The organism is Gaetbulibacter aestuarii, from assembly GCF_039537665.1.
Classification (GTDB): Bacteria; Bacteroidota; Bacteroidia; order Flavobacteriales; family Flavobacteriaceae; genus Gaetbulibacter_A; species Gaetbulibacter_A aestuarii.
Window position 1 is genome coordinate 808,951 of sequence record NZ_BAABAY010000001.1, and the last position, 25,629, is coordinate 834,579.

At 36.3% G+C, this 25,629-nt stretch carries 30 protein-coding genes; 4 read left to right on the forward strand and 26 right to left on the reverse strand.

From position 1 onward, the window contains the following. Window positions 1–24: 24 nt before the first annotated feature. The 26 genes from ABD682_RS03545 to ABD682_RS03670 form a co-directional block, all read right to left on the reverse strand. Window positions 25–741 carry an HNH endonuclease gene (locus ABD682_RS03545; protein WP_344739062.1) on the reverse strand — a complete coding sequence of 239 codons (717 nt, stop codon included), beginning with the start codon at window positions 739–741 and terminating at the stop codon, window positions 25–27. A gap of 105 nt (window positions 742–846) precedes the next feature. Then, window positions 847–2,232, reverse strand: coding sequence for a high affinity choline transporter 1 (locus ABD682_RS03550; protein ID WP_344739064.1), 1,386 nt, complete (start codon window positions 2,230–2,232; stop codon window positions 847–849). A gap of 98 nt (window positions 2,233–2,330) precedes the next feature. Then, window positions 2,331–3,068 (reverse strand): alpha/beta hydrolase, encoded by a 738-nt coding sequence (locus ABD682_RS03555; protein WP_344739066.1) that lies wholly within the window; start codon window positions 3,066–3,068, stop codon window positions 2,331–2,333. A gap of 201 nt (window positions 3,069–3,269) precedes the next feature. After that, complete coding sequence (locus tag ABD682_RS03560; RefSeq protein WP_344739068.1) at window positions 3,270–4,007, reverse strand: hypothetical protein; 738 nt, start codon at window positions 4,005–4,007, stop codon at window positions 3,270–3,272. Between the two features lie 45 nt (window positions 4,008–4,052). Next, the gene (locus ABD682_RS03565; protein ID WP_344739070.1) at window positions 4,053–4,520 is read right to left on the reverse strand and encodes a hypothetical protein; all 468 of its coding nucleotides are present in this window, start codon (window positions 4,518–4,520) and stop codon (window positions 4,053–4,055) included. A gap of 2 nt (window positions 4,521–4,522) precedes the next feature. Next, window positions 4,523–4,918, reverse strand: a complete 396-nt coding sequence (locus ABD682_RS03570; protein ID WP_344739072.1) for a hypothetical protein — start codon at window positions 4,916–4,918, stop codon at window positions 4,523–4,525. Then, window positions 4,918–5,472, reverse strand: coding sequence for a hypothetical protein (locus ABD682_RS03575; RefSeq protein WP_344739074.1), 555 nt, complete (start codon window positions 5,470–5,472; stop codon window positions 4,918–4,920). Before ABD682_RS03575 ends, ABD682_RS03570 begins: the two co-directional genes overlap by 1 nt. A gap of 235 nt (window positions 5,473–5,707) precedes the next feature. Beyond that, complete coding sequence (locus ABD682_RS03580; protein WP_344739076.1) at window positions 5,708–6,943, reverse strand: acyltransferase family protein; 1,236 nt, start codon at window positions 6,941–6,943, stop codon at window positions 5,708–5,710. Window positions 6,944–7,197: 254 nt separating this feature from the next. Continuing rightward, window positions 7,198–10,746, reverse strand: coding sequence for a hypothetical protein (locus ABD682_RS03585; RefSeq protein WP_344739078.1), 3,549 nt, complete (start codon window positions 10,744–10,746; stop codon window positions 7,198–7,200). Between the two features lie 140 nt (window positions 10,747–10,886). Continuing rightward, a complete protein-coding gene (locus tag ABD682_RS03590) occupies window positions 10,887–11,270 on the reverse strand; it encodes a DUF6980 family protein (protein WP_344739080.1) in 384 nt (127 codons plus the stop codon). 5 nt (window positions 11,271–11,275) lie between these two features. Continuing rightward, the gene (locus ABD682_RS03595) at window positions 11,276–11,860 is read right to left on the reverse strand and encodes a hypothetical protein (RefSeq protein WP_344739082.1); all 585 of its coding nucleotides are present in this window, start codon (window positions 11,858–11,860) and stop codon (window positions 11,276–11,278) included. Beyond that, window positions 11,844–12,428, reverse strand: coding sequence for a hypothetical protein (locus ABD682_RS03600; protein ID WP_344739084.1), 585 nt, complete (start codon window positions 12,426–12,428; stop codon window positions 11,844–11,846). Before ABD682_RS03600 ends, ABD682_RS03595 begins: the two co-directional genes overlap by 17 nt. Before the next feature lie 15 nt (window positions 12,429–12,443). After that, the gene (locus ABD682_RS03605; RefSeq protein WP_344739086.1) at window positions 12,444–12,698 is read right to left on the reverse strand and encodes a hypothetical protein; all 255 of its coding nucleotides are present in this window, start codon (window positions 12,696–12,698) and stop codon (window positions 12,444–12,446) included. Between the two features lie 62 nt (window positions 12,699–12,760). Next, entirely contained in the window at window positions 12,761–12,979 is a 219-nt protein-coding gene (locus ABD682_RS03610) for a hypothetical protein (RefSeq protein WP_344739088.1), read from the reverse strand. A gap of 12 nt (window positions 12,980–12,991) precedes the next feature. Next, the gene (locus ABD682_RS03615) at window positions 12,992–13,504 is read right to left on the reverse strand and encodes a hypothetical protein (RefSeq protein ID WP_344739090.1); all 513 of its coding nucleotides are present in this window, start codon (window positions 13,502–13,504) and stop codon (window positions 12,992–12,994) included. Between the two features lie 18 nt (window positions 13,505–13,522). Continuing rightward, entirely contained in the window at window positions 13,523–13,948 is a 426-nt protein-coding gene (locus tag ABD682_RS03620; RefSeq protein ID WP_344739092.1) for a hypothetical protein, read from the reverse strand. A gap of 18 nt (window positions 13,949–13,966) precedes the next feature. After that, window positions 13,967–14,146: a hypothetical protein gene (locus tag ABD682_RS03625; RefSeq protein WP_344739094.1), complete on the reverse strand. Its 180-nt coding sequence runs from the start codon at window positions 14,144–14,146 to the stop codon at window positions 13,967–13,969. Then, complete coding sequence (locus ABD682_RS03630) at window positions 14,124–14,504, reverse strand: hypothetical protein (protein ID WP_344739096.1); 381 nt, start codon at window positions 14,502–14,504, stop codon at window positions 14,124–14,126. The genes ABD682_RS03625 and ABD682_RS03630 overlap by 23 nt, the downstream gene beginning before the upstream one ends. Window positions 14,505–14,643: 139 nt before the next feature. Then, a complete protein-coding gene (locus ABD682_RS03635) occupies window positions 14,644–16,020 on the reverse strand; it encodes a tetratricopeptide repeat protein (RefSeq protein ID WP_344739098.1) in 1,377 nt (458 codons plus the stop codon). A 131-nt stretch (window positions 16,021–16,151) separates the two neighbouring features. Continuing rightward, complete coding sequence (locus ABD682_RS03640) at window positions 16,152–16,547, reverse strand: DUF302 domain-containing protein (RefSeq protein ID WP_344739100.1); 396 nt, start codon at window positions 16,545–16,547, stop codon at window positions 16,152–16,154. Between the two features lie 160 nt (window positions 16,548–16,707). Next, a complete protein-coding gene (locus ABD682_RS03645) occupies window positions 16,708–17,184 on the reverse strand; it encodes a nuclear transport factor 2 family protein (protein WP_344739102.1) in 477 nt (158 codons plus the stop codon). A gap of 17 nt (window positions 17,185–17,201) precedes the next feature. Then, a complete protein-coding gene (locus tag ABD682_RS03650; RefSeq protein ID WP_344739104.1) occupies window positions 17,202–17,708 on the reverse strand; it encodes a GNAT family N-acetyltransferase in 507 nt (168 codons plus the stop codon). Beyond that, window positions 17,705–18,211, reverse strand: coding sequence for a hypothetical protein (locus ABD682_RS03655; RefSeq protein ID WP_344739106.1), 507 nt, complete (start codon window positions 18,209–18,211; stop codon window positions 17,705–17,707). The genes ABD682_RS03650 and ABD682_RS03655 overlap by 4 nt, the downstream gene beginning before the upstream one ends. 107 nt (window positions 18,212–18,318) lie before the next feature. Continuing rightward, window positions 18,319–19,029: a DUF6090 family protein gene (locus ABD682_RS03660; protein ID WP_344739108.1), complete on the reverse strand. Its 711-nt coding sequence runs from the start codon at window positions 19,027–19,029 to the stop codon at window positions 18,319–18,321. Continuing rightward, the gene (locus ABD682_RS03665) at window positions 19,022–19,915 is read right to left on the reverse strand and encodes a DUF6090 family protein (RefSeq protein ID WP_344739110.1); all 894 of its coding nucleotides are present in this window, start codon (window positions 19,913–19,915) and stop codon (window positions 19,022–19,024) included. The genes ABD682_RS03660 and ABD682_RS03665 overlap by 8 nt, the downstream gene beginning before the upstream one ends. Before the next feature lie 235 nt (window positions 19,916–20,150). Beyond that, window positions 20,151–20,615: a doxx family protein gene (locus tag ABD682_RS03670; protein WP_344739112.1), complete on the reverse strand. Its 465-nt coding sequence runs from the start codon at window positions 20,613–20,615 to the stop codon at window positions 20,151–20,153. Window positions 20,616–20,762: 147 nt separating this feature from the next. Between ABD682_RS03670 and ABD682_RS03675 the strand changes: the two genes are divergently transcribed. The 4 genes from ABD682_RS03675 to ABD682_RS03690 all read left to right on the forward strand — a co-directional run bounded on the left by ABD682_RS03675 (window position 20,763) and on the right by ABD682_RS03690 (window position 25,552). Then, the gene (locus ABD682_RS03675; protein WP_344739115.1) at window positions 20,763–22,031 is read left to right on the forward strand and encodes a sensor histidine kinase; all 1,269 of its coding nucleotides are present in this window, start codon (window positions 20,763–20,765) and stop codon (window positions 22,029–22,031) included. Then, complete coding sequence (locus ABD682_RS03680) at window positions 22,024–22,722, forward strand: response regulator transcription factor (RefSeq protein ID WP_344739117.1); 699 nt, start codon at window positions 22,024–22,026, stop codon at window positions 22,720–22,722. Before ABD682_RS03675 ends, ABD682_RS03680 begins: the two co-directional genes overlap by 8 nt. 123 nt (window positions 22,723–22,845) lie before the next feature. Then, window positions 22,846–23,553, forward strand: a complete 708-nt coding sequence (locus tag ABD682_RS03685; RefSeq protein ID WP_344739119.1) for a peroxiredoxin family protein — start codon at window positions 22,846–22,848, stop codon at window positions 23,551–23,553. A gap of 112 nt (window positions 23,554–23,665) precedes the next feature. After that, entirely contained in the window at window positions 23,666–25,552 is a 1,887-nt protein-coding gene (locus tag ABD682_RS03690; RefSeq protein WP_344739121.1) for a DUF4139 domain-containing protein, read from the forward strand. Window positions 25,553–25,629 lie beyond the last annotated feature (77 nt).

Genomic DNA, 25,629 nt, shown 5'->3' on the forward strand with positions numbered 1-25,629 from the left:
AAGAGATATTAAAACTGTGGTAAATTAAGTTATTAGATTTCTTAAATCTTGAATACTCATTGCATTCAAATTTCTGTGAAGCATTCTGTGACAGTTGGAACAAACTAAGGCTAAGTCCTCGAGCTTTGTCTGTGTTTCTTTTTGAATTTCAAATAAAGGTTTTCGATGATGACATTCAATAAAACCTTTTCCTAACTCACCATATTTGTGATAAAAATCAAAATCACAAACCTCACATGTTAACTTCCCAAATTTTTTAAAAAATAGATCCTTTTTCATTTTGTTAATTTTGAAATTTCGCTCGTAATGTTTGTGAAGTTTGTAAATGACATTACCCTCTTTAACCTCTACATCATCCATTTCATCTTCAATTCGATACAATTGAAGACTTAAGTCTTTATCAGAAGATGTCTCCTTAATATGATTTGCTATTCGAATGAGATCACTCTTGTTATCGACAAATTCATTAAAAACTTTTTCATCTAATTGGCTAAAGGACTGCATTCCTTTTCCATTATAGTTAGGATCAATTGCTAAAAAATTACTCAATTTTAAACCCACTCCATTTGGATTTCTAAATTTGACTTGGTCTGGACGTTCTTTGTGAATAGGTAGCTTATTAAGAATATAGGATAATTCTATTATTTCAGGATTACTGGCATGAATTTGACCGGGTTCTGTTCTAAAATATAACTCTAGAGCCAAAATAATCTCGTCCCTATGCCATTTAGGGTTTCTCATAATTTGGTGGTTGGTTCTATTGTAAAATTAATAATTTTGAATTATTATTCTGACAAAATTTAAATAAAAATTGGAAATCCAATTCAAATAAAATAAGAACCCTAATTAATCTCTACCCCTTTTCTCAGGCCCCACCAAACTCCCCAAAACCACCCCCAAACAACTCACAACAGTCCCATAAATCGTGGGGGCCATTTGGGTATCATAAAAAAAGCAAAACAACCAAACGCCACCACCCAGGATCACCCCGGCCCAGGCGCCGGTTGTGGATGTTTTTTTCCAGAAGAGCCCGAAGGTAAAGGGCGCGAAGAGGCATACCAGAATCAGGCTGAGCGAGGCTTCTACAAGGCGTACAATGTCGGCATTAGAATAGGCAAAATAGCAGGATACTAAAGCCACAAGGATCACGCTTAAGCGCGTGTATAACAGTAAACGTTTGTCGGAGAGCTTTGGCGCATAGGGTTTGATGAGGTTTTCGCCAATCACGGTGGCCGGAGCCAGCATGGCACCACTGGAGGTACTTAAAATGGCGGAGATCATGGCGCCATAAAACAGGATCTGTACCGGCACGGAAGTCATGATGTTTACCAAAGCAGGAACAATGGCCTGATGATCCTGAGCGTTGAGCAATTCCGGGTGTACATATACACCACCTAAAGCGATGATCAGGGGTATCGTGGGAATGATTACGAGCAACAGACCACCTAGAAATAACCCGGAGCGCGCCGCCTTTTCATCTTTGGCTGAGAATACCCGTTGGTAGATTTCCTGAACAGGAATGGTGCCAGCCGTGAAAGCGAGTAACAAGGCCAGGTAATCGGACCATTCCGCCAGGCCGCCCTTTGGAAAAATCCTAAAAAATGCTTTAGGTTGGTCGGCAAATATCGGGCTGATGCCACCGGTTTGATGGAGTACTTCGTACAATAAAATAATCATTCCGAGCACGATCATGATACTCTGCACCATATCGGTATAGGCCACGGCCCACATCCCCCCGATATAGGTATAGAACACCACGATGGCAGCGCCCAGTAAAATCCCATAATTTACAGGAATCCCCATAACCGCGTGAAATAAATAGGCCAGGGCTACAAACTGGGCTGCAATCCAATGTGGATAGGACAATACCATGATCACGGAAGAGGTAAGTTCTAGTTTTTTACTGAAACGCTTCCTGAAAAAATCATTGATGGTTACCAGATTCATGCGGTACAATTTTCGGGCGTAGAACTGCCCCACAACAAACAAGCATATAATATTGGTGAACACCAGTGTGAAGTAGGAAGTAAAACCATTCTTAATAAAAAAACCGGGATTCCCCATGATCTGGCTGCTTCCAAACCAGGTGGCAAACAGTGTAACCCCCACAAAGGCGGTGGACAGGCTTTTTCCGGCCAGGGTGAAATCGTCGGAAGTCTTAATTTTTTTGGAGGCCCAGAACCCGATGCCGAGCGTGGCTAGTAAATAGAATGCAATGAAAAAGCTAATCATATCAGAGGTTTTACGCTATTAGATATAATCAACAACATCAGCACGACGGCGTTGTTTTGGCTTAGGGAAGGTTTTTGAAAAGCCTAAGATACAATAAATTAGGTTCCGTTTTCAACCGTTTTAAAAAAGGCGATGAGGTATTTAAGTGTTAGCTCTTGCTGTTTTCCCCGGGAGATCGCCGCGTCGTTATCGGTTAGTAATTTACCGATATAACCAAACTGCGAATGATTTGCGCCTGGAAGTTCGATGAGTTGGGTATTTTTAGGAAGTTTGTCTTTATTTTCTATAACCTCCGGAACGCTGGCTAAACCGTCTAATGCGCCATAGAGTTTTAAGGTAGGCAAAGTACGGTTTGAAAGATCGATATCTCTGGGGTGCGAGGTGCCGATCAAAAATAAACCTTTGAGAACCCCGGGATTTTCGTAAACAAATTGTGCTGCCATTTTTCCGCCCTGGGAATGTCCACCTAAAATATAATGCCCTTCCGGCAGGTTGAACAAGGTTTTTATTTTGTTATAATCCCAGACCGGCATGCGCCAATTCATCTTAATGAGGTGACAGGTAAAACCTTGTTTGGCGATGTTACGGCACAGGGGTGCGTAGGCTTCCGGGTCTACGAGTCCGCCTTGAAAAAAGATAATCTCGTTTTTAAACGTTGAAGTCGTTGGCTTGAAAATAATCTGGTCTGCCGTTTCGGTAACCGTAATTTTATGGTTACTAGTAAAGGTGTTTTTAGGTAAGTCGCGCGCTTGATAAGTGCGATATTGCCAAATAAAAAATACGGCAACCAGACTAAACCAGATGATCCTGAAAAGTTTTCGAGGTTTTATAGCCATAGGCTTAAACGAGTAGTGCCGTTCCGATACCGATAAGAACGATTGAAGCTACAAGAAGGACATAAATGGTTTTGGTTTTGCCGCGTTTTGAAAGTAAAATGCCAAGCATGATATATGGTTTTAAGTTTGTTGATGGTATTAAAGGTAGGGAAAATTTGAGGAATAGTACGCTTGACTTTTTCTTTAAGATCGTATCAAGTATTACAAATATTTAAATTTGGCTACTTGCCAGTCATACATTTTTTTAAACTCAGAGAGTATCTTTGGCTTGACGGTTATTTCTAATGTATCAATTTTTGATTCTTCTTCTGAAATATTTCCAGTCTCTGTAACGATAATATTTTTAATAAAATCAAATGCGTTACTCTCAAAATCACCTGTTGCTGCGGTGACTCCACTATTTTTTGCACTGACCAAAATCATCCTATTATTTTTAAACTTGAAGGTATAAGAGAGATGCGAACGGGTATATTGATAGTCGATATTTAACAAGTGCTTTTCGATGGATAGTTCCGGTTCTATATAAGGAGCCATACCACCCTCATCCCCGCGTGCTATAAAAAGATTGTTTTGAATTATGACCTTTTGGGAATTGCTTTGATTCAGTAATATTAAAATAATTCGAGCTTTATTTTTATGAACATAACAAGGTTCGCATCTTTTTTCATAAAGGCTATCCCTTGATTCAAGAATTAAAGCTACATCCAGTTTTCCATCATTGTTCAGGTCGCCATCCGCCTTATCTAAAATGTTCCAATCAGGATTTTCAGAAATGGAAATCAGATTTTGACCAATAAAATTCGGATAAGACGTTGGCTTGTTTTGGGAAAAGGAAAAAACAATCAGGAAATTAAAAACCAGTATGAGCGTTTGTTTTTTATTTAAATTTTTAAAAACAATGTTTTTCGGCAAATAGCATTCATCTTTTAATTTTTTCAAAATAAATTCTTAATTAAGGCATTCTCATTTAACTATTAACCATTATTAATATGAGTAAATACCAATTGATAAAATCTTTTTAGTAGTTTCATGGTAATCTATACCTAAAAACAAGTCATTATTCAAAATTTGAATGACTATCGAACCCTCATTTTTTTTGTGATAACTGTCAGGAAAAAGATTTCTAATATCGTCAATCTTGTCACCAACTTTAATTTGGAACCTTGAAAATGAAAACTGCTTATCATTTAGTTTATAAGAAACAATTTTATTATCCATGACATAAAATTCTGCTCCAGAGTATTCATATATTAAGGAACTCTTTTCATCCATTTCTGAATAATCATTTAATACTCTTTGGGGTTGTCCAAAATTTGAAGATAATTTGGATACGTCTTGAAATAATATCTGAACGTCATTAACAGTAAGATCGCTAGAATTAATAGAATTCTGTGCTTTACAGGCACATATTAGCGTTGAAAATATCAAAGAAGTTAGAATTATTTTTTTCATAATTATTTTTTAAATACAACATCACTCGGCAAATAAAATTCCCCTTTCGGTTTCTTCAAAACTTCAATTTTAATACGTTTTGAATCCGGCAGATATTCTAATTTAAGCGTTCCGTAGGTATTTGAAAAACTACATTCAAAAGTTCCCGTAAATATATTTTCATTTGTTTTTGTTAAAAATATACCGTTAGAACCCTGATCGATTCCACAATCTATTTTCATACCGTTGAAAAACACACTACAATAATTTCCTTTGTAATTGTTTGGACGCGTTTCCTTTAAGGTAATTGTAGATTGATGTTTGGCTTTGTAGGTCCAATTCCAAGAGCCCGATATGTTTTGCCCTGAAACAAGAGACGAGGTTAGAAAAAAACATAGTAATCGTGTGACTGTAACCATTATTGATTTCTTGGAAGGTAAATTGAGATTTCTTCTTCCAGCTTTCCATCCTTGTATTTATTGAATTTTTGTGGCTCATTCTTAGAATTAACAATCATCTCATAACCATTAAAATGAGGTTTAATGTGGTAGTAGTTGAAATCAGAATCATTATTTACAAAGGTAGTATCACGAGTACCAATTATTCTGGTAAATACCTCAAATTGATTTTTTGGTTGTGGCATGAAAAAAATTCTGAAATGATATTTAATAGTTGGATCGTTCTCTATATTTAAACCAAATCCTTTTGGAATAATCAAGGGCACTTCAGCTATATCACCTTCATCTCCTTTAGATATAAAAACATGATCCCATTCTGTAGATTCTGAAAATTGTAGAATGAATAGCTCATGCTTGGTGTTTTCATACCAGTTTTTACAATTCTGAATTAATTCGTTTTCGGTTCTTGTTCTATTCTTGTTCATTATTGGTTTATGAATTTCCTCACCACAACTCGTTAAAGACAGTGCTAGGACGACGGTAGGAATAATGTTTTTTAAAATAATACGTGTCATGTTGTTCAGATTAGGAATTAATTACTATTTAATCGCCTACGCCAACTAAAAAGCAAGCGCAGCGTCTTGTTTAAAAATCTAAATCTGGTGGTTTAAAAATTTGGTGGAAGTATGGGCGAAACTTATTCGCCCGAATAAACTTAAGAAATAATTTCTTACATTTATAAGTAAGGTCTTAAAAAATAGAAATTGTGGTGTTGTTTGTCGAGTATTTTTAGTTTTTGAGAATTCAGGTTTACTTATCCAAAACCGGTTGAACCTTAGGTGCGGGTATTACTTCTTTTATTTCAGATAATTTTCTGGAATATTTTCTGCCATTCAAAAACTTTCCGATAAAGGTAGTCCGCACAAAATAATGGTAGGTAGCAAAACACAGTACAGAAGTTAGGAAAACGACGATCAGGAACTTTACAAAGCTAGGCACAGGCCAGTGGCCTATAAGCCCGGGAATAAAGGCCGTAAGCGGTAAATGCAATAAATACACCCAATACGCCGAATCGGAAACATAGCGCATCAACGGAGAATGTTTGCCTAAATAGCGCATAAAAACACCCATAAAACCAAAAATAAAGAGCCATACGGTTAGCGATTTCAACAGGGCGATACCCTGCCAGGACAAGCCATCAGAATAGAAAAAATAAACCGTAAACAGTCCGCCAGCGATAGCCAGGAAAAGGCGGTCGTATTGTAAGAACACCGGTAAGAGGTGTTTTGATCGGAATAAGACCCAACCAATCATATAAAATGAGAAATAAAATAAGAAGGTTCCGAAATCTGGGATAAAACTGGTTGAAGTGTTTACCCAACTCGATTGCATGATCAATAAAATCCCGAAGGTAGATAAGGGAAAAATGAGAACTCTCAAAATGGGATGCAATAAGATTCGATCAAAAATGGTGCTTATCTTATGCGTAAGCTTTTTTTGGTTTTTGAAAAGGCTACCCAAAGCAAATGATGCCGCAGAAAATAAAATCAGGTAATACAAAAACCACAAATGCATGGTGGTTTTAGGAATAAAACTTTTAAGCTGCGTAAAACTATCCCAGATTGTATTGACGAACATGTGGCCAATAACCGAATTAAAAGATTCCGAATAATTAAACACGGCATTCGAATAGGAAAACGCCACGGTAACCAGGGGCCAAAGCAGTACTATAAAAACTAAAAAAGGATAAAGGATACGCTTCGCGCGGTTGATGATCATTTTTTTAGGCGACCGATCGTAGAACAACAGCGCTGCAAAAAAACCTGCGATCAGCATGAAAATGGGCATTCTAAAATTATGAATGGTAGATAATAACCAGTCTAAAAACAAATTCTCTGCACTTGGATCTCGCAGTGGCCATCCGGAGGATGGTTTCCCGCCAATATAGGTGATGGTGGCATGCAAAACGATCCCGAGCATCATCATAATGGCACGTAAGGCATCTAAAGCATGAAGGCGTTCGGTTTTGTGTTCTTTTACTTTCATGAGGGTGGTTGGTTAGTTGAAAGAATTATAAAACTTTGAAAGCCAATATAATAAATTGTTTTGAGATTAGGGTTAACAAATGTTGTAATCCAAAACTCCAAGGCGTGTGAAATTAAAAAAGAATCCGGCAAACCGAATTCCTTGTTACACTGAGAACTAATTCGAAACTAAAACTTATCGAAGTTTAAAAAGAATCCCTCAATTGATCAGATAGCACCGATTTTGATAATTAGCAATTTATGACTAGTAAAACCTTATTTTTGAGATAGCGATTTGGCATTGTTCTGAATGTTTAAAGAAGCTAAATGCTTGAGAGCCTTTATTATAGCCATGCTTTTACTATCAGACCTATCATAATCTACACTTAATGGAGATTCAACAAATTTTACCTTGTTAATGTCGTCATTTGAAAAAATGTTGCTCTCCTTTAAAAATTCATCGTTGGTTTCTAAATATCGCAACCAGGGGGCATTCATACTAATATCAAGCCAATGATAGTATGGTGCAATGGTAAACACCTTATTGCCAAACATTTCCAGATCAATTTTTTTGATGAGATTCAGGGGTATTGTTGTCTTATACCAAATTTTTGTTACTTCATTTTTATCATTTATAAAGTGAGTATACGTAAACGCATTTAAATTATTACCGGTAATTTCCAGAGAGTCTAAGCTATACGAGTCGTGAAAATCCTCATGCAGTCCATCTATTAATGAGGAATTATTTTTAGTTAGAGGTTCTGTTTTTTTGTTAAAATAATGTATGTTCTCCTTTAGGAAAGCTATAGTTTCGTCCATAGTCATATTACTTTCCGGTTCGGGTTTATTTTTTAAAAATGCCTCAGCATCAGATTTTTTTTCAGCGGCTACCTCATCTTGATTCCTTTTGGGATAAACTTCTGTAATTTCATATTTATTGATTTTGTCAAAACCGGATTCTAAGGTAGATCGATTTACAAGATCACTTTTTTTATTCTTCTTATCTAAAATTTCTACAGGCATATTTTCAGTGATTGTTGCCGAAATATTGTCTTTGGGCTTGACTTTCTTTATGGACTGGTAAAGAAAATCAAATGCGGTAAGTCCACCTTCAAAACTTGCATTCTGACTTGTCAGATTTAATTCCTGACCGTTGAACATGACGTAAAAAGGTTTCTCTTGAACAGCCGTTATTGAATTGCGGGTTGTTAAATCCTTGGTATGGTAATGGTCGCTATAAATCATTCTATAATAGTTCTTTAACTGTTCACCATAGCTTTGGGATATTTCATTTTTGTCGACCTTGTCATTTACGTTTTGATTAAATTGGTTAAACAGGTCGTTAGCACTGCCTCCATTTTGAGAATAGTTACGATATTCGACAGCAATTACAGGCACCGATTCTACAATTTTATACCGCGTAAATTTGATGTTTTTGGTTTTAAAGAGGTACCGATCTCCTATTTTTTCATCGGTATATTTTATTTTGTTCCCAAAATACCATTCAAAATCATAATATTTACTAATCCATGAATTATAGCTTTTCAACTTATTATAAGTAAAATTTAAACTTCCGTTTTCGTTTCCGGTTTTTGAGATGTTCTTCAACCATAATGCCGGATACATTTCCACAATATTCTCTTTCGTTAGTAAATTATCTGAAAATCCATGCGCTGACTGTATACCGGTTGCGTTTTCTTGATAGCCAAGGTATTTACCAATCATCATGATTGGCCGGTAAATTTTGTCTTGGGAAGAATTGGTGTATTGATTAAAGGAGTGGAAATCGTATTTGATATAAGTTGGAAGCTCGCTATTTTGACCTTGTTTAGAAAGCACCAAAATATGATCCAAATTACCGTTAGCAGGATAGTAAAGCTTCGGCAATTGATATTTATTTACATCTACCATTTCACCATCGAGAAGCTCGGCGTGGGTGTCCGAAACATAACCCATATTGGGAAGGTATAGTTGGTTATCAACTACTGCTTCCGGAAATAACGGTGAGTACTTATACATTTCTTTCACCCAATTATTATACGTGTTTATTTGACTATTGACATTAGTTTTAGAATAAGACTTAAAATAATTAAGGTTACTAAACATGATGTACCGTGATCCGTTTATAATGAGGACGTTTCCATTCTCCATGTAGCACACTTTGGTTCCCGAGGCAATCGAATTGTCCTTAATCATGCTAGTTAAGGATCTCTGCTCAAGGAGATTTCTGGAACTAAACTGGCCGGCATCATACTGATTATTAAAAGTACCATCTTTAGTTGTAAATTGAACCTGAGAATCTAGCTGTTGCGCTTCTGTTAAATAGTTTTGCAAGGTATCGGCGTTATCGGCAAAGGCAATAATGTAATTTTTCTGATCTCCAATGAGTTGTTCTTTTATGGCTTTGGTTACTACCGCTTCTTTTTTATTATCCGGGACGTCGGTCAAATTTCTAATGTCAATAGGAAATATTCTGGAATTATATATCCGATATTTTAATTGGTTGTAATCCGCTTGATCCATTTGCATAGCCATCATATTTTGTTGACCGGTAACTGATTTTGTCAACACCAAGCCGTAAAATATTCCATGGCTTGATTTGAGAGCATTATTAAAGGTTAATGATTCGGACTTGGCTATTTGTGAAATCGTATTCCAATGTTCCCCAAAATAACCAATTCGATTATGATAGTTTTTTTCGGCCGAACGATAAGCTTGTAATTTTTGTGTCTGTTCTTCAAGCATTTTTTTCTGATTATCTGCCATTATTTTGTTGGCAGCTCCAATGACCGCATTGGTGGTGTTTTCTACAGACTTTTTTAATTGGGCTTCACGTTGTTTTTGCATAAAAGCTTGTCGCTGCTCGCGGGTATAGCTAAAGTGTATGGTATCTGACGAATTTTCGGAAGTAGTATTCTCCTCACGGTCATCATAAGTATCTCCGTTATCGCCTTCTTCATCAGTTTCAGAGTCTTGATTATCATTTTCCTTAGAATTAGAAACCTCATCATCACTTTTTTGAGATCCTGAACTACCTGAAGCTGTTTCACTTGTGTCGGTAGCCGCTTTCGCTTCTTCTGCTTTTTTGGCTGCTGCTTCTTTTTCCTCTTGTGCTTTCTTTTCTGCTGCTGCTTTTTCTTCTTTTGCCTTTTTCTCTGCTTCAGCTTTTTTCTGATCTGAAATTCCGGTATCTAACTTATTCGTAATCTCATAAATAATATTTGAAGATAGACTGAGCACCTGTATACGAAACCCGTCTATTTCGGACTTTTCCCACACGTCACTTTCCGAGAATTTATCTGAGCTTGCCATTTTTAATTTAGAAATGACTTTTTCCATATCATAAGAATCCGAGAATCCATACACAGGACCTTGATAAGTTGTACTAGCTCCGGCTTGACGGTTCACCGAAAGAAAAGATCCATAATTTTCAGGGATTAAAATGTTGGCAGATATTGTAATTGGGTTTGTTTTGTCCTTAACCGTGTAAGGAAATGAAATATATTTTTTAAAATTACTATCGCCCCGATACAACATACCTTTATAGCGAATGCTTTCAACAACCAGATTATTATAGGTGAGTTTAAGATAGGGGTTTCCAAAAAAAACAAACTGCCATATAATATCTACTGAACCGTATACTTCTGTTGTTCCCTGGCTAACACTAAATTGAACCTTTTGACTTTCTGCCTGTTGGCCATAGGAATTTAATTCACTAAAAAAGAAAAAACCAATCATACAAAGTATTGAGATTACTTTAGATGGTTTATGACTTGAGTAAAAATTTTGGAATGACTTTAAATTGGAGCTAAAAATTAAATCCATGTAAGTGAGATTTTTTTGTTAGGGTAATAAACCGTGATCAAATATCTTATACAATACTGTTTAAATCAAATTTTTGTCATGAAACAGCCAAATTACAACACGAAATAAATAAGCTTTTTCTGACTTTTAGAGTGAAGTATTTAGGGTGATGATTTTGGAGGTTTTAAACCTTGTCCACACCAAGGACAAAATGTTATTACAATTATCGAACTTCCACCATCATGTATAGGAATACCAAGGGTTCCGTCGTCCCAGCGCCGCATCACCACATCGGCGTTGTACAGATCCATACTGCCATCCTTTTTAAGACCTTCAAAAACGTGCTGTGCCATGGTAACGCAACAATATTCGGAATAATTGAAACCTGCCTTTGTTAATTCCTGTTGAAGCATCCATTCATAAAAAGTTTTATTATCATAGAACGCCTCCACGTAGCGTTCGTAATCTGCTGTTCCCGTGGAATAATTTAGGGTGTCGGGAGCGGAAAAACGCGCGTATAGTTTTTTAAATTCATCAAAATCCATGAGGCTTAATTTTTATCCATAACTCCGTGCGAGCTAAAATCACTCAGGTGTTTTTTATTTAAATTTAAATAGTAGCGAACACTAACTACATGCGTATTCACCGGAAGAATTCCTTTTTTAAAAACCCCGACATTATAGCCGTAAGAGATATTCAGATTCCACAGGCCAAACCCCAGTTCCGGCCTTATTTTAAGTGCATAACCTGAGTTAACATCGGTATAACACAAAGCCGATAGGCTCATGTTCATTAAGTAAGTGTATAAGCGTTTCTGTATTTTTGGTGCCACAACAAGTTTGTCGAAATAAGAGAACTCCAGGCCATAACTCGTTGAGGCAGCTAAGGTAGGGACACCCCGATCTTTTTTAATAACACTCGAGTAATAACCCAATTCGCCATAAGCATATTTAAAAACATGGCCACCCAGAATTAGGCCACGACTGCGCCATTCTGAACCGGTTATTCCGTTATTCAAAGAGTCTTTTGGCGCGCTTACCGTTTGGGCCGATGAAACAGAGATCCCAAAGGTTAAGACAAGTAAAAAAAGGATCCCTCTTATAAATACTAATTTTGACTTAAAATTTGTTTTCAAGGTTACTTTTGTCGATATACTCAACGTGGTTATTGTTATAAAACGGTATTAAATGTTTCAGGGCTTTAAAAACGCGTTCCGCGTGGTCTTTTGTATCGAAATAGATTGCTGAATATCCTGGCGTAAAATTTTTTTTAGACACATTGGGCTCATTAATAAATTTACCAGAATCACGATTAGCTATTCCTCCAACGGACTGAAAAACCCCCTCTCCTTTGAACGTTATGCAATAAAGAATTTTTCTATTTGTATAATCATTAGAAACTTGTTCCAGGGCCGTAGTTTCTATATTGGCTAAATAAATATTAGCATCTACTTTATATATATTGTTATCTGGCCAATTATAGTGATATGTAATGTTTAACAAGGGTTGATTATTCATAACCTTTAGGTCACCAACTTTTGAATAACCATTTTTTTGAGGAATTTTATTTATAGCTTCCTTAAAATAGGTTTTACCGAATGTGTTAATCCATTCAATAGTTTCTTCCTTTGTCGGGCTATTTTGCCCTTGCGCAAATTGCACAAAAACAAAAAACGAAATTAGCAATATTATGATTTTCTTCATTGGACAATAAAAGATTTAAAATTTATTTTCGAGGCTAATGTTGTCAATATAATCTACCTCTTTATCATTATAAAACGGTATTAAATGTTTTAAGGCTTTAAAAACGCGTTCCGCGTGGTCTTTTGTGTCTAAAATTAAATGCACAATACTATTCAAGCCATAAGTGTCATTATCAGGTGGTAAAATTTCCCCACTTGGGGAATGATTTTTACAAACACCCTTGCCTTCAAATTCAATAGAATACACATCTCCAGATTTGACATTTTTCATGGTGCTAATTTTCGCTAAAGAAATCTCAGTTGAAAATTCCATATAATTAAATATCATACTGATTAAAAGTGTGCCCGTATTTTCGTTTGCTTTGATATAAAATTGGCGTTCTTGCCATCTGCCCACTTCCCCCCTTTATGATTTCCTTTATTTAAGAAATCAGAGGCATAGTTATTAATCCACCTGATGGTTTCATCTTTTGTGGGGCCATTATTACTTTGAGCATTTAAAACCTGGGTTGATACAGCAAAGATGAGTACCAAAAGCATTGTTTTTTTCATGGGGTAGCTTGTTTAAAATGAGTTTTTATTTACTTTTGGGGCGGGTTTTGCGCCGTAAAGTTCTGCAAGGTGTATAAAGGCCTTTTTTACGCTCTGTAGTTCATCTTCGCTAAAATTGTTTTTATTGAAATAAAAAGTGGAACCATCAAATGTTTTACCGTCATTGCGTTTCATAACAGCTTTACTGAATGTGTAATCAAATTCACCTTGACTTTCACCTTCACTTTCCCAAAAAAGCATAGAGCACTTATCTGTATACACATATTTTAGATCTTCAAAATTTACAACTTGTTCTGATACTAATTCTCCATTATATGGAAATACCAGTCTATAGACAAAACGGTCATTATAAATAGAGAATGTGCCCGAGTAAATTTGATATGACATACGTCGCATTTTGGGAAGTGCGTAGGTCTTCAACCAATAAATAGTTTCTTCCTTGTTTGGGCCTTGAACATCGCTTTGTGCCTGAGTATTTTCTAAAAGCACAAATGGCATAATTAATAATAAAAGTGTTTTTTTCATGGGTTTTAAAACTTGTGATTAATTAGGATTATAATTGTAATAAAAGCTAAAAATATAGCTTTCGCTTACGGTGTAACCTTGCCTTTGTAAGTCGGAGATCATGGTATCGCGTTCTTCATCAACCTTGCCATAGTTTTTCTCCCAAACGGCCGGCCCGTAATTGTCCGAAAAGCACCAGGTTTCCCTGATGTTGAATTTGGCCTCGCATTTTTTGGCCCATTTCATTTCCAGATCGGGTATCGCGTTTTCTTCATCCCGCCAGTCACCGAAATTTGAAGATACGATCGGGCTTACGTAGGCCTGATTGATGTTGACACAATCTGACGTTGCCGTGCCATTGGATATGTATACTGCAAAGGCGTATTTTTTTTCTTTATTTTGAGCAAAACTTTGCAGCCCCATCGAAAGGATAGTTAATAAAATGATGAATTTTGAAGTTCTCATAAGTAAAGATTTTATGGTTTAAAATTTGTTTTCCAGGCTAATATTATCAATATATTCTACCTCTTTATCATTATAAAACGGTATTAAATGTTTAAGGGCTTTAAAAACACGTTCCGCATGGTCTTTGGTGTCTAAAATTAAATGCACAAAACCATTCGTGCCATAAGTGTCACTTTTAGGTAGTGAAATTTTCCCCACTTGGGGAATGAGTTTTACAAACACCCTTGCCTTCAAATTCAATAGAATACACATCTCCAGATTTGATATTTTTCATGGTTCTAATATTCGCTAAAGAAATCTCAGTTGAAGTTTCCATATAATTAAATATCATACTGATTAAAAGTGTCCCCGTATTTTCGTTTGCTTTGATATAAGATTGACGTTCTTTACCATCTGCCCACGTGCCGCCTTTATGATTCCCTTTATTTAAGAAATCAGAGGCATAGTTATTAATCCAGCCAATCGTCTCGTCTTTGGTTGGGCCATTACTACTTTGAGCATTTAAAACCTGTGTTGATATAATAAAGCTGATTAGTAGTAGCTTCGTTTTTTTCATTTGTAAAATATTAATTGGAGTTGCTAGTAGCAATAAACAAATATGTTGAATGATCGATCACAATTCAATTTTTTGTCATGAAACAGCCAAATTGCGACATGAAACAGGGTGTTTTGATCGGCCATGAGGCGGAAAAGTGTTAATTGGCGTGTAATCTTTCTTTTAATGCTGCTTTATAATTGGGAGATAATTTTACCCAAATTCCATTTTGCATCATGAGTTGGGTGGAGTTGATGATCTTAATTTTATGAATGTTTACTGCATAAGATTTTTGGGTGCGAATAAAGGCATTTTCCGGTAGAAGTTTTAAAAGTTTACTTAATGAAATGCGCTCCACTAAGGGTGCTTCAGTCTCTTCTAAATAAATTTCAACGTAATGCGCATCCGATTTCAAGTAAACCACCTCTTCCAAAACGATAAGCTTCCCACTTGGTAATTCCAAACGATGCGTTTCAGGAGTGTTTTCCTGAGATTTCCTTTGAAGTTTTTCGTAGGCCACATTAAATGCGTCGAGTTGCTCCTGAAGCTGTGCCACTTCATGCTTGCTGATTTTGTTCTTTTTGTAAAGGAAAAAAACGATAACTCCTAACCCGATCAAAATAACAATGGCCATAAACAAATTGGATTGGTAAAAAGCCTTTTCAGTAGTTAAACGATTGATGCGTTTGTTCTTATGCTCGGCAATACTTTTTTCTTTGGTCGTCCAGGAAGCATCGGTAGCCGCGCCTTTAGGCGGACGCATTTTCGTCTGTTCTGCTAAATTGTAATAGGACTCTGCCTGATCTTCATTGCCTTTTTCGTCATAAATGCGTCCTAGTAAATTGTAAGTTGATGCCAGATTAGGTCTGAAATTAATGGCTTTTGTGAGTTCCAAACTTTTGCTAGCCTTAGTTAGTGCTGCGTTATAATTTTTTTTGATCAAATCAACCTCGGCGAGCATATTATAAGTTTGTGCCGAAAACATCTTATTGTTAATCGCGTTAAATCCTTTCAATGCTGCTTGCAGGTAATACTGCGCACTGTCTAGTTTGTTTTCCCGTAAAAAGATGTTTCCAATATTTCTTTGGGTTTGATAATATTGAAATTTTTGGCGCGCTTCATTTTTAAGAAAACTCAAGTTTCCCCGGAAATAATAAAGTGCAGAGTCGTAATATTTAGTTTGAAAATGAACTTGAGCTAGCGTATTGGTTATGGCGTGGTAAGCGCCGTCATTATTTGAGTCCTTAGCAAGTTTAATAGCTTCACGACAATAATTATAGGCGTCCTGATACTGCATCTGGCCCAAAGCAATTCTAGATAAAAATTGATTGGCAGCCAATACCCCTTTTGTATTATTTTCTAGCTTGGAAGCCTCCAGTAATTTTAGGGCATTTGCCTTGAAATCAACCGGATTCCTTCTGCTGTTCAGGCAGACTGAAATGAGACTGTCAATTTTTGAATTATTTTGAATAGGTGTCTGTGCACTTAGAAAAAACGAAAAAATAAGTGCGCCGGTTGTTAAAACTCGGATTTTCATGGGAGAATTCTAAAATTAAAAAACTTTAGAACAAATGTAATAAATTCTAATATATGATAATAACCAAGTTTTGAGGGGCTTGAAACGGCCAGTAAACAGCGATAGTGCTTTTAAACTTTTTTCAAGGCACATTATGAAGCCAAACTATCGATCACATTTTTAAGTTTCTGCTGGATCTCGTGGGCAACATTAGCTAAGGCATCGTTTTCAACCGAGATCATAGACGCTACAGGATCTACAGCTGCTACCTCAATATGACCTTCGTCATTTTCATGAACCACCACGTTACAAGGCAGGAACAACCCGATCTTTTCTTCTTTTTGCAAAGCCTCATAAGCATAAGGCGGATTGCAGGCACCAAGAATGCGGTATTTTTTGAAATCGACGTCCAATTTTTTCTTTAAGGTCTGGGCAATATCAATTTCTGTAAGCACACCAAAGCCTTCTTTTTTTAGAGCCTGAGTCACTTCCTCTATGGCATCATTAAAAGGTTTATCGCGTAATGTTGTTTTAAAATAATAACTCATGAATCTTCTAATTTTTGTGTTTTAAATCTTTTTAAATCGAATGTATAAGATACAGCTTTTTAGGAAGAACTTGTGTGACTAATGTAACTTTCAAACCTGTTTTTTAGCTTTAGAAACGTGTTTTATGCTTAGAAAATGTACGCTATAATCTCGTTCTTTTTTAAGGTGTTCTTTCGGTAGATGTTACGCAATCAATTTTCCAACGGCCATGGTGTTTTTTATAAATCGTGGTCCAGGCGAAATGTGTTTCAGAAGGCGTCGAGGTACCGTCCTCTTTTTTGAAGTGCAACTTTACCAATTTATCTACGATGGTATAGGCTAGCGTTCCATCTTCAGAAAACCTAATGATAGGATCAGAAACATCATCCCATTGATCAAAAGTTACAGAAGAAAAATAACGATGATAGCGTTGCAACATATTTTTTTTAGAGGGCTGGGTTATTTCCCCTTTATTTACGGAAATAAAGCTTTTGGAAAATTGATTCACAAAAGCCAGGGAATCTTTATTAAAATGAGAATCGCGCTGAGCGTGGTGTAATTTAAGTATGGCAACCGTTTCCTTTTGAATATCGAATGTTGTCTTATTTTCGCAGGAAAAAAGCAGCAACAATCCCAGTGCTAGATAAATGATTCTCATACCGTTTATATTTAAATTTATTTTAAGACTTTCTCATAGGCCTTTCTGGGGCTGCCTCTAAAATACACTTCTCCGCAGTAGGTATAACCAAGTTTTTCAAACAAGGCGAGCATGGGTTGGTTATCAAAATTGGTATCGGCTTTCACGCTGTAAATCTCGTGTTGTAAAGCGAAAGCCTCAATGTAAAGAAACAGGGCTTTAGCAAGGCCTTGTCCTAAATAGTCATCGTGAATGGCCACGCGATGAAACACTACAAAATCACCATTCGAGAGCCATTGTCCTTCGAGGTTGTCGTATTCCGGTTCGTCGTTAATTAACACGGCGGCATAGCCAATAATTTTATCGTTGTGTGTTAGAACATAGCCCGCATCCCGGTCGATATCGCGGTTCAAAACCTCGGGATTCGGATAACCATCTTGCCACTGATTGCTGCCATCGGCCTTGCGACGGGCAATAGCTTGTTGAATGATGGTCCAGATCTCAGGAATTTCAGAGCGTTTCGCTTTTCTAAAGTGATGGTTCATAGCTTCTTTTTTAACGTCCTCGAAAATATAAATTCATTACGTTTTATCCAGGTGGTATCATTTAATAATTGCACTTCTTTTTTTAATTTAAATTCAGATGGCCCGATAGTATAGCTATATCGAATTAGGACCTCTGAGTTATCATTGCCGTCCCTCCCTTTACTTCTGGTTACAATTAGCGCTGTTTTATTTGGAAGCTCTTGTCTGCGAACAATGGCAGAAGCATTAATAAATTTTCTGTTTTTGGAAATGAATAAGGTATCCATCCCATTGGCATTTGGCTCGTCTGGATAACTTATCGAAAGAAGAAGATTATTTGTTCCGGCGATGGGTTCTACTTCAAGATTGACAGGCATGGAATAGGGTTTCCCCGAATTGTAATCGAGATAAGTTAATTTACCTTGCCAGAATCCCGGAATATTTTTAAGATCTTTTATGGATATTATTTGTGCATTACTCAGAAGACTGAGAAATATGAAAATAAAACATAGTTTGGATTTCATAATATTTCAGATTATGAGAAAAACGACTTTGTATTTTTCTATGGTAATAAACATACATCTTTTATGTTTTAAAAGCCTGATTATTAGGAGACAAAAAATATAAATTTTTAGTTGTCTTTTTTAATCAGCGTTCTGATCTCTGAAATTTTAGCAAGCGCTTTTGAGGCATTTCTAACAGAACCTCTTCTATTATCACGATACAATTTAAAGAAGGAAATTGTAGATGCCTTTTCAAAGAATGTTTTAGGATCTGTCGGTTTACAGTAAACAGTCCATTTAAAATCCTTAAACTCCTGCTTTATTATGGGCACCCAGTCTAAATTAAATTGTTGTTCAACATCATTAAAAGCTTGGTACACGTTAAATAAGCTTTGGTCATAATAGGATATTAAAGCCATTTGAAGCTTTTTATCGGAAATATTTTCCAGGCCCTTGGATTTCAACATTTCATAGGCGCTGGATTGCGATCTGAAACGCTCAAAGGTGATAATTTTTCCCATCCAAAAGCTCAGGCTGTCGTTGTAATTTTTTAAAGCGACTTGTTCTAAAAGACGATCGGTACAATGTATGCCGAGCTCTGACTTAGCCAGTTCGTTAGATAGCGCTATTGAGTCCTGCTCCAGATTTTTATCAATGAGTGTGAGGATTTCATGTTCAAACTTTTCACCTTTCCGATCTTCATTCCAATTATTAACCTGAAGGGCGATCAGGATCCCGATCACGACCAGTACAATCTCGCCAATGGCATATTTCAGGTAGTTTAAGGTTTTACCTTCCTGAATAAAGGATTTTCGAATATTGTGAAATAGTTTAATCATCTTCGAGAACTTTATCAATATGATTCACGACCTTCCTAACGGTTAATCTGGTTTGGAGATATCGCGATAATTTATAACTCCGATCGGCTTCAACCTCTTTCAGTAACATTAAAAATTGAGGGTCTTTTTTTAACTGCTCAAAGTTTAGTGGCACGAAGCCTATGGTATAATTAGCGTCATCAAAGCTGGAGGTGACTATTTTTGATTTTTCACTTTGGTTGAGGCTATCTAACAAACTACCGATAAAGGGATTTTTACCTGGAAATTGTAGCGCATTTTGTTTATAAGTCCTCCCGCCTAAACTATCGGTAATTGCAGGAATAATGTAGTGCAGATCAAGATCTGTATTCGGGGTGAAGTGGGTTACATAATAGGGATCCAGATAGTTTGAAATATCAGTGGTAAAGGCCGTGTTTTTACTGATTCGGGGAAAGAAGTCTTCATAAAGTGCTTTTATATTTTCACGAAGGGTATCATTTTGAATGATATCCAGCCCCAATTCTTTAATTTTTCCATAAACGGCGGTATTAGGATAAATGTACTCATCGTATTTTAAAAAGTAAAAATCAAAACAAAGCGCATCCTCATAAGGCTTATCATGGGTAATGACGTTTAAAATTTTTTCCTGACTGGTCTTTCCGATCCTCAGGAGGTAAATATCTGTGAACAGATCATAATAAGTATCTAAAAGTTCCTTTTTTAATTGCTTCAACAATACTTTTTCTTGTTTCAACCGCAGGGTGTTCTGATGCCAGCTATTGATTTGAACAGCGAGCAAAATCCCAATAACCACAAGGATAATTTCGCCTAAGGCATATTTTAAATAGTTGATGGTTTTGTTTTTAGAGAATAGATCTTGTCGGAGTTTTTTAAAAAACCTGGTCATGCTTTGGTTGGTTTGAATAAGTCATAAAATCTGGGCAAAAAATGCCGGTCGTCCGATTTTCTAAGTGTCCGAAAGTTAGTGAATTATTTGACGATACTTACGCGAGTCCATTAAAATTTACCAGGGAAAGCATACAAAAAAATAGCATCAAACCGTTGATTTGATGCTATTCCTATGAAAAACAAATTAATTTTTAATGAACTTACTCAAGGCTCATTTAACTTAAATCAATATTTTATGGTAAACTTTCGCTTACCGCATTAATACGTTTATTATGGCGACTTAAAGCGGCTTCATCCAAAGGATAAATAAACAGTAGGGCGCTTATAATTACTATATTCTTTAAGATATACTGCCCTACCAGGGTGAGCACAAAAGGCCCACCCGAAAAGGACACATCGGGGAAAAATAGAGGCACAAAGGTGAATAACAAATGTAATAGCGCCGCTGTAATGGCAACGCGAATTTTTATGTTGAAAACGAGCATGGCACCAATAGTAACTTCAATGGTGGCTAATAACAAAATGCTTATCTGATCCGGTAAAAAACCAAGGGTCAGAAAATGTATGGTTTGTTTAGCCAGGGCATCAGCGGGGCTGAGTTCCGGGAAAAATTTTAACACACCAAACCACAAATAGATAATGCCGATGCTTATAGCGATCAAACGATATTTGTTAATTCTAATTAAAATGCGACTCATAGTTCTAACTCTAACGCTGCTAAAGTACAGGGTTTAGGCTTTGCTACTGGCTATCGAAAAGTAAAAAAGATTAATAAAAGATTAATTTGATTAATAAAAAGTTAATTTGAGGTAAGCAACACTTTTTTTAGTAATATAGCATCAGTTTTGAGCAAGCGTACCATATATATCGCCATTTTTGTAATCAGCATCATAACCTTGTTTGTGGTGCAGTATCAGTATTTAAAAATTGGCTTGAATGTAGCCAAAGTAAAATTCAATCGGGATATTGGGGAGTCGAGTCAGCAGATCAAACAAGAACTTGGCATTCAAACACAACTTACCTTTCTTATCGGTCGTGCTTTGGTAAAAGACGATAAATATTTCAACATGAGTCTGGATAGTATGGAGACAGCTTCAAAAAACTTTCTGGACGATTTTTTAAAATACCGCTTGTCTATTAATGGCATTAAAACCGATTTCTCCTATCGCTTGTTTACGCGCGACAGTACCTTTTATCTGAAATCTGCTCATACCTTCGCACCCGATACCAAGCTTGAAACGTATCCTATAGAATTGCAAGGCTATTTGCCCAAGCTGGTAAACCGCCAGGTGATCCTCGAACTTCAATTTAAGGATCTTAATAGCTATTTTTTATCGCAACTTAATGGTTTGACCATCCCGAGTATTTTGTGTTTACTCGTAATCATCGTGATCTTTGTTTGGGTATTACGTTCGGTATACTGGCAGCATAAAGTGATTACCACCACCAATGCATTTATCAATAATTTAACCCACGAATTGAAAACGCCCGTATTCTCAATCGGTCTGGCAACAAAAATTTTAGAGCCCGAAGTACCTTCAACAAAAAAGCAATTCATAAATATTATAAAACAACAAACCGAACGCCTCAATAAACATATCGATAAGGTTTTGGAATTAGGGAAACTGGAATTTCAAAAAAAGGTTTTTAAAATTGAACCGCTTGATTTTTACCCCAATTTGAAAAAACTTTGCGAGGATTTTGAAGCCTTATCAAGTTTACAGAATATTCAGTTTAGCTATAGCTTGGAAGGCGATACCTATCCCATAAAAGCGGAAGCAACGCACCTGGAAAATGCCATCAGTAATATTTTGGATAATGCTCAAAAATACTCGGATGATCCGATGATTACTTTAAAAGCTAAAACGACAGCAAAAGTTCTGGAGATAACCGTTTCAGACAATGGCATTGGGATGAGTAAAAAGGAAAAATCGCTTATCTTTAAAAAGTATTACCGTGTGGGTAACGACGAACTGCATAAGGTAAAAGGTTATGGCCTTGGACTGAGTTATGTAAAGGATATCATCAAAAAACATAAAGGCAAAATAAAAATTGACAGCACGCCCGGAAGTGGCACAAGTATCACCATTATTATACCCTTAAATCATGGCTAGTGAAAAAGACAAAATAATGCTTCTTGAAGATGATGAAACCCTGGGATATTTGCTTCAGGAATATCTCAACATGAACGATTTTGAAGTCTATTGGGCTAAGACCGGCGATGAGGGCTGGAAAATGCTGGAGCAGAACAGTTACGATCTGGCAATCCTGGATGTGATGTTGCCGGATATTGACGGCTTTAGTTTCGCCAAAAAGATCAATGCCGTAAACCCGAATTTACCCTTTTTGTTCCTCACGGCACGTTCTTTAAAAATCGACATTCTAAAAGGGTTCTCCCTGGGTGCGGTTGATTATTTAAAAAAACCTATTGATGAAGAAGTCCTTGTGGTACGCATTAAAGCGCTGTTATCGCGATTGAAAAGTAAGGTTGAACAAAACGATGACGACGATACTTTTACCTTAGGAAATTATACCTTCGATGTGGTGAACCAACAATTGCATTACAAAGATGAGGTAACCACCTTGACCAAGCGCGAGAGCGAACTGCTTCACTATTTGGTTACCAACAAGAATCGCATTTGCACGCATAAAGAGATCCTAAATCATTTATGGGGTAAGAACGATTATTTTAATCGGAAAAGTTTAAATGTGTTCATTACCCATTTGCGAAAATACCTAAGTAAGGACTGGACCATCAAGATTGAAAATGTCCACAATCGCGGCTTTATTTTTAAGACGGAGTAAGACGGTTTATCGGATTTTTAAAAATTAATTTTTTCGGGAAAAGGCCCTTTCTATCTAAGAAAACGCATTTTTGTAGGAAATAACTACTATAATACCTATATTTCGATATTAAAAAAACTCATTATGCAAAAAACCGTATCTCTAAGCCTATTTTTCTTATTATGTATCTCATTAGGAGCACAGACTCCTATTGGGGTTAAACACACAAAAGTAAGTGTAGATACCTCATTTAGTGTTGACAAGGTATACAATAAAATAACAGGAGAAAAAGTGTCGCCTGAGATGTTCCAAAAGCTTCTAGCAATAAATCCCAAACTTATTTTAGAACCGGTAATTGACAAAAAAGGTGAAATCATAAAATATCTTTATGATCCTCAGAATTTGAAAATCCGGGTTTATAAGCCAGGAAAAACTTCATTGGTTGAAGGGTTTTCATTTCCTGATTACAACCTTAAAACGGTTGACGGTAAAACGATGGATTTTAATGACCTTAAAGGTAAAATGGTCATATTAAGGTTTGAAATGGAGGCAGATTCATTTCGATTCAAAAAACATGAAATTGCCGGAATGGACCAAAAAATCAATGAGACCAATAGAAATACCGAAATTGAAGCCATAATCATTTTCAATGCCAACAAGGATGAGATTAATCGTGGGTTTGATTTGGAAAATTCAAACTTTAAATTAATTCCGAATGGGGGAAATATTTTAAGACAATTAAATGTTAACCGTTTTCCCTACACCGTAGTTCTGAACAAAGAAGGTGTTGTAATGGCTGTTTTCAAATACTCTGATGAAATGAATATTTTGGAATTATTAAATAAGGCTTAGGATGAAAATGGTTGAACTGCATCCCATTTTTACCCTGAACCCTGAGTTACTTTTTAGTATATTGGATAATTAATTAACACGAAGGATACTTCAAAACACTAAACTTACCCTTATGAGAATTCTGGTTCTTACCCTAAGTCTATTATTACCTGTTCAAATTTTTTCACAAAACCCAAAAGAATTATCGGTTACTTCTAAAGTTGATGAGGTTACTGTTTTTTTGGAAAATGCCCAAATAACACGAAATAAACAAATTCAGTTAGATGCGGGTGTCACTCAGGTCATATTTAAGGACCTGTCTCCTTTTATTATTCCGAGTAGTGTTCAGACAAAGGTAAAAGGAAACATTACGGTGCTTTCGGTTAATTACAAGGCCGATTTTGTAGATAAACTCGAAAAGCCTCAACGAATCATAGATCTCGAAGCAACCATTGAAAATACCCAGGGAAGTATTGATGAAATCACTATGGAAAATCAGGTGATAAATCAGGAAATAGAATTTATTAACGCTAATAAACGAATTGGAGGTAATGATGGGGTGAGCGTAACTTCATTGAGAGAAGCCGCTGATTTTTATAGAAAACGCATATTAGATTTAAACAAAAGTCTGCTTCAAAATAACAAAACGCTTAAGGCTCTTAGTGAAAAAATTTCGGAATTAAATAATGAAATGAATGCTGAAACAGGTGTTAAAGAATACTCCAAAGGAAATGTGGTTATTAAAATAGACAGCAAAATGGCTACAAAAATAGATGTGGCTTTGAGCTATGTGGTAAAGAATGCCGGTTGGTTACCATTCTATGACATCAAGGCTAAGGACATTAATAGTCCGATAGCCTTAAATTATAAGGCTAATATCCATCAAGATACCAAGGTAGATTGGAAAGGGGTTAAATTACGGTTATCGACCTCTAACCCAAATATTTCGGGTGTAACACCGGAGTTAAAAACGTATTACTTGAATTATGGTACACCTCCACCGGCTTATGGTAGTAATGTGAACCAGCTTTCTGGGGTAGTCATGGATGAAGATGGACAGCCACTGCCGGGAGCCACAATTCTCGTTAAAGGAACGACTATAGGAACTAGTACTGATTTTGATGGTAAATACAATTTAACCGTGCCAAATGGTCAGGGTGTTTTGGTATTTAGTTATGTTGGGTTTAATACCGTTGAAAAAACTATCGCAGCACCGATTATAAATGTTAGAATGAAAGAAAGCTCAGAAGCCTTAGATGAAGTGGTTGTTGTGGGATATGGATCAACAAACAGCAGTAATAAAATTGATAGAGCTCTAAGAGGAAAAGTGAGCGGCGTTGCCATTCGCGGACAGGGTAGTTCACCTCAAGAACCTGAAAATATTTCCCTTCCGGTAGAACAAGTAGCAAGACAAACAACGGTAGAATTTGAAATTGACCGTCCGTTTACAGTACCTTCAGATAATAAAACTTATGCCGTTGATGTTGCTCAATATGAAGTGCCCGCAGATTATAAATATGTAAGCGTGCCAAAAGTTGAGGCATCAGCCTTTCTTACAGCAAGTATTAACGATTGGGAAAAATATAATTTACTGGAGGGCGAGGCCAACCTCTTTTTTGAAAACACCTTTGTAGGGAAAAGTGTTTTGGATGTGCGCTATGCTACGGATACTTTGCAACTTTCGTTAGGGCGAGATAAAAATATCAGCATCAAGCGTGAGCAACAAACTAATTTCAGTTCTAAAAAATTTATAGGCACTAAAAAAGAAGAGATCAGGGCTTGGCAGATCACGGTAAAAAATAATAAACAACAAACTATTCCAATTGAAATTCACGATCAAATTCCGGTGTCTACACGCGATGAGATTACTGTGGAAGTCGTAGATAAATCACGCGGGGTGGTTAATCCAGAAACCGGTGAGGTTATTTGGAATCTGGAATTAAAACCGGCCGATACAAAAGAACTCGACCTGAAATATGCGGTAAAATATCCTAAGTATAAAAGGCTTTTGGTAGAATAATTTTGCAATAAAACTTCGGGATTTTTGATTATATTGAGAAACGGATATAGACTTCTTTTTGAGGTATTTATATCTGT

Coding starts and splice junctions, on each gene's coding strand:
- ABD682_RS03545 (WP_344739062.1), bottom strand. CDS start 741: ATGAGAAACCCTAAATGGCATAGGGACGAGATTATTTTGGCTCTAGAG.
- ABD682_RS03550 (WP_344739064.1), bottom strand. CDS start 2,232: ATGATTAGCTTTTTCATTGCATTCTATTTACTAGCCACGCTCGGCATC.
- ABD682_RS03555 (WP_344739066.1), bottom strand. CDS start 3,068: ATGGCTATAAAACCTCGAAAACTTTTCAGGATCATCTGGTTTAGTCTG.
- ABD682_RS03565 (WP_344739070.1), bottom strand. CDS start 4,520: ATGAAAAAAATAATTCTAACTTCTTTGATATTTTCAACGCTAATATGT.
- ABD682_RS03570 (WP_344739072.1), bottom strand. CDS start 4,918: ATGGTTACAGTCACACGATTACTATGTTTTTTTCTAACCTCGTCTCTT.
- ABD682_RS03575 (WP_344739074.1), bottom strand. CDS start 5,472: ATGACACGTATTATTTTAAAAAACATTATTCCTACCGTCGTCCTAGCA.
- ABD682_RS03580 (WP_344739076.1), bottom strand. CDS start 6,943: ATGAAAGTAAAAGAACACAAAACCGAACGCCTTCATGCTTTAGATGCC.
- ABD682_RS03585 (WP_344739078.1), bottom strand. CDS start 10,746: ATGGATTTAATTTTTAGCTCCAATTTAAAGTCATTCCAAAATTTTTAC.
- ABD682_RS03590 (WP_344739080.1), bottom strand. CDS start 11,270: ATGGATTTTGATGAATTTAAAAAACTATACGCGCGTTTTTCCGCTCCC.
- ABD682_RS03600 (WP_344739084.1), bottom strand. CDS start 12,428: ATGAAGAAAATCATAATATTGCTAATTTCGTTTTTTGTTTTTGTGCAA.
- ABD682_RS03605 (WP_344739086.1), bottom strand. CDS start 12,698: ATGAAAAATGTCAAATCTGGAGATGTGTATTCTATTGAATTTGAAGGC.
- ABD682_RS03610 (WP_344739088.1), bottom strand. CDS start 12,979: ATGAAAAAAACAATGCTTTTGGTACTCATCTTTGCTGTATCAACCCAG.
- ABD682_RS03615 (WP_344739090.1), bottom strand. CDS start 13,504: ATGAAAAAAACACTTTTATTATTAATTATGCCATTTGTGCTTTTAGAA.
- ABD682_RS03620 (WP_344739092.1), bottom strand. CDS start 13,948: ATGAGAACTTCAAAATTCATCATTTTATTAACTATCCTTTCGATGGGG.
- ABD682_RS03630 (WP_344739096.1), bottom strand. CDS start 14,504: ATGAAAAAAACGAAGCTACTACTAATCAGCTTTATTATATCAACACAG.
- ABD682_RS03635 (WP_344739098.1), bottom strand. CDS start 16,020: ATGAAAATCCGAGTTTTAACAACCGGCGCACTTATTTTTTCGTTTTTT.
- ABD682_RS03640 (WP_344739100.1), bottom strand. CDS start 16,547: ATGAGTTATTATTTTAAAACAACATTACGCGATAAACCTTTTAATGAT.
- ABD682_RS03645 (WP_344739102.1), bottom strand. CDS start 17,184: ATGAGAATCATTTATCTAGCACTGGGATTGTTGCTGCTTTTTTCCTGC.
- ABD682_RS03650 (WP_344739104.1), bottom strand. CDS start 17,708: ATGAACCATCACTTTAGAAAAGCGAAACGCTCTGAAATTCCTGAGATC.
- ABD682_RS03655 (WP_344739106.1), bottom strand. CDS start 18,211: ATGAAATCCAAACTATGTTTTATTTTCATATTTCTCAGTCTTCTGAGT.
- ABD682_RS03660 (WP_344739108.1), bottom strand. CDS start 19,029: ATGATTAAACTATTTCACAATATTCGAAAATCCTTTATTCAGGAAGGT.
- ABD682_RS03665 (WP_344739110.1), bottom strand. CDS start 19,915: ATGACCAGGTTTTTTAAAAAACTCCGACAAGATCTATTCTCTAAAAAC.
- ABD682_RS03670 (WP_344739112.1), bottom strand. CDS start 20,615: ATGAGTCGCATTTTAATTAGAATTAACAAATATCGTTTGATCGCTATA.
- ABD682_RS03680 (WP_344739117.1), top strand. CDS start 22,024: ATGGCTAGTGAAAAAGACAAAATAATGCTTCTTGAAGATGATGAAACC.
- ABD682_RS03685 (WP_344739119.1), top strand. CDS start 22,846: ATGCAAAAAACCGTATCTCTAAGCCTATTTTTCTTATTATGTATCTCA.
- ABD682_RS03690 (WP_344739121.1), top strand. CDS start 23,666: ATGAGAATTCTGGTTCTTACCCTAAGTCTATTATTACCTGTTCAAATT.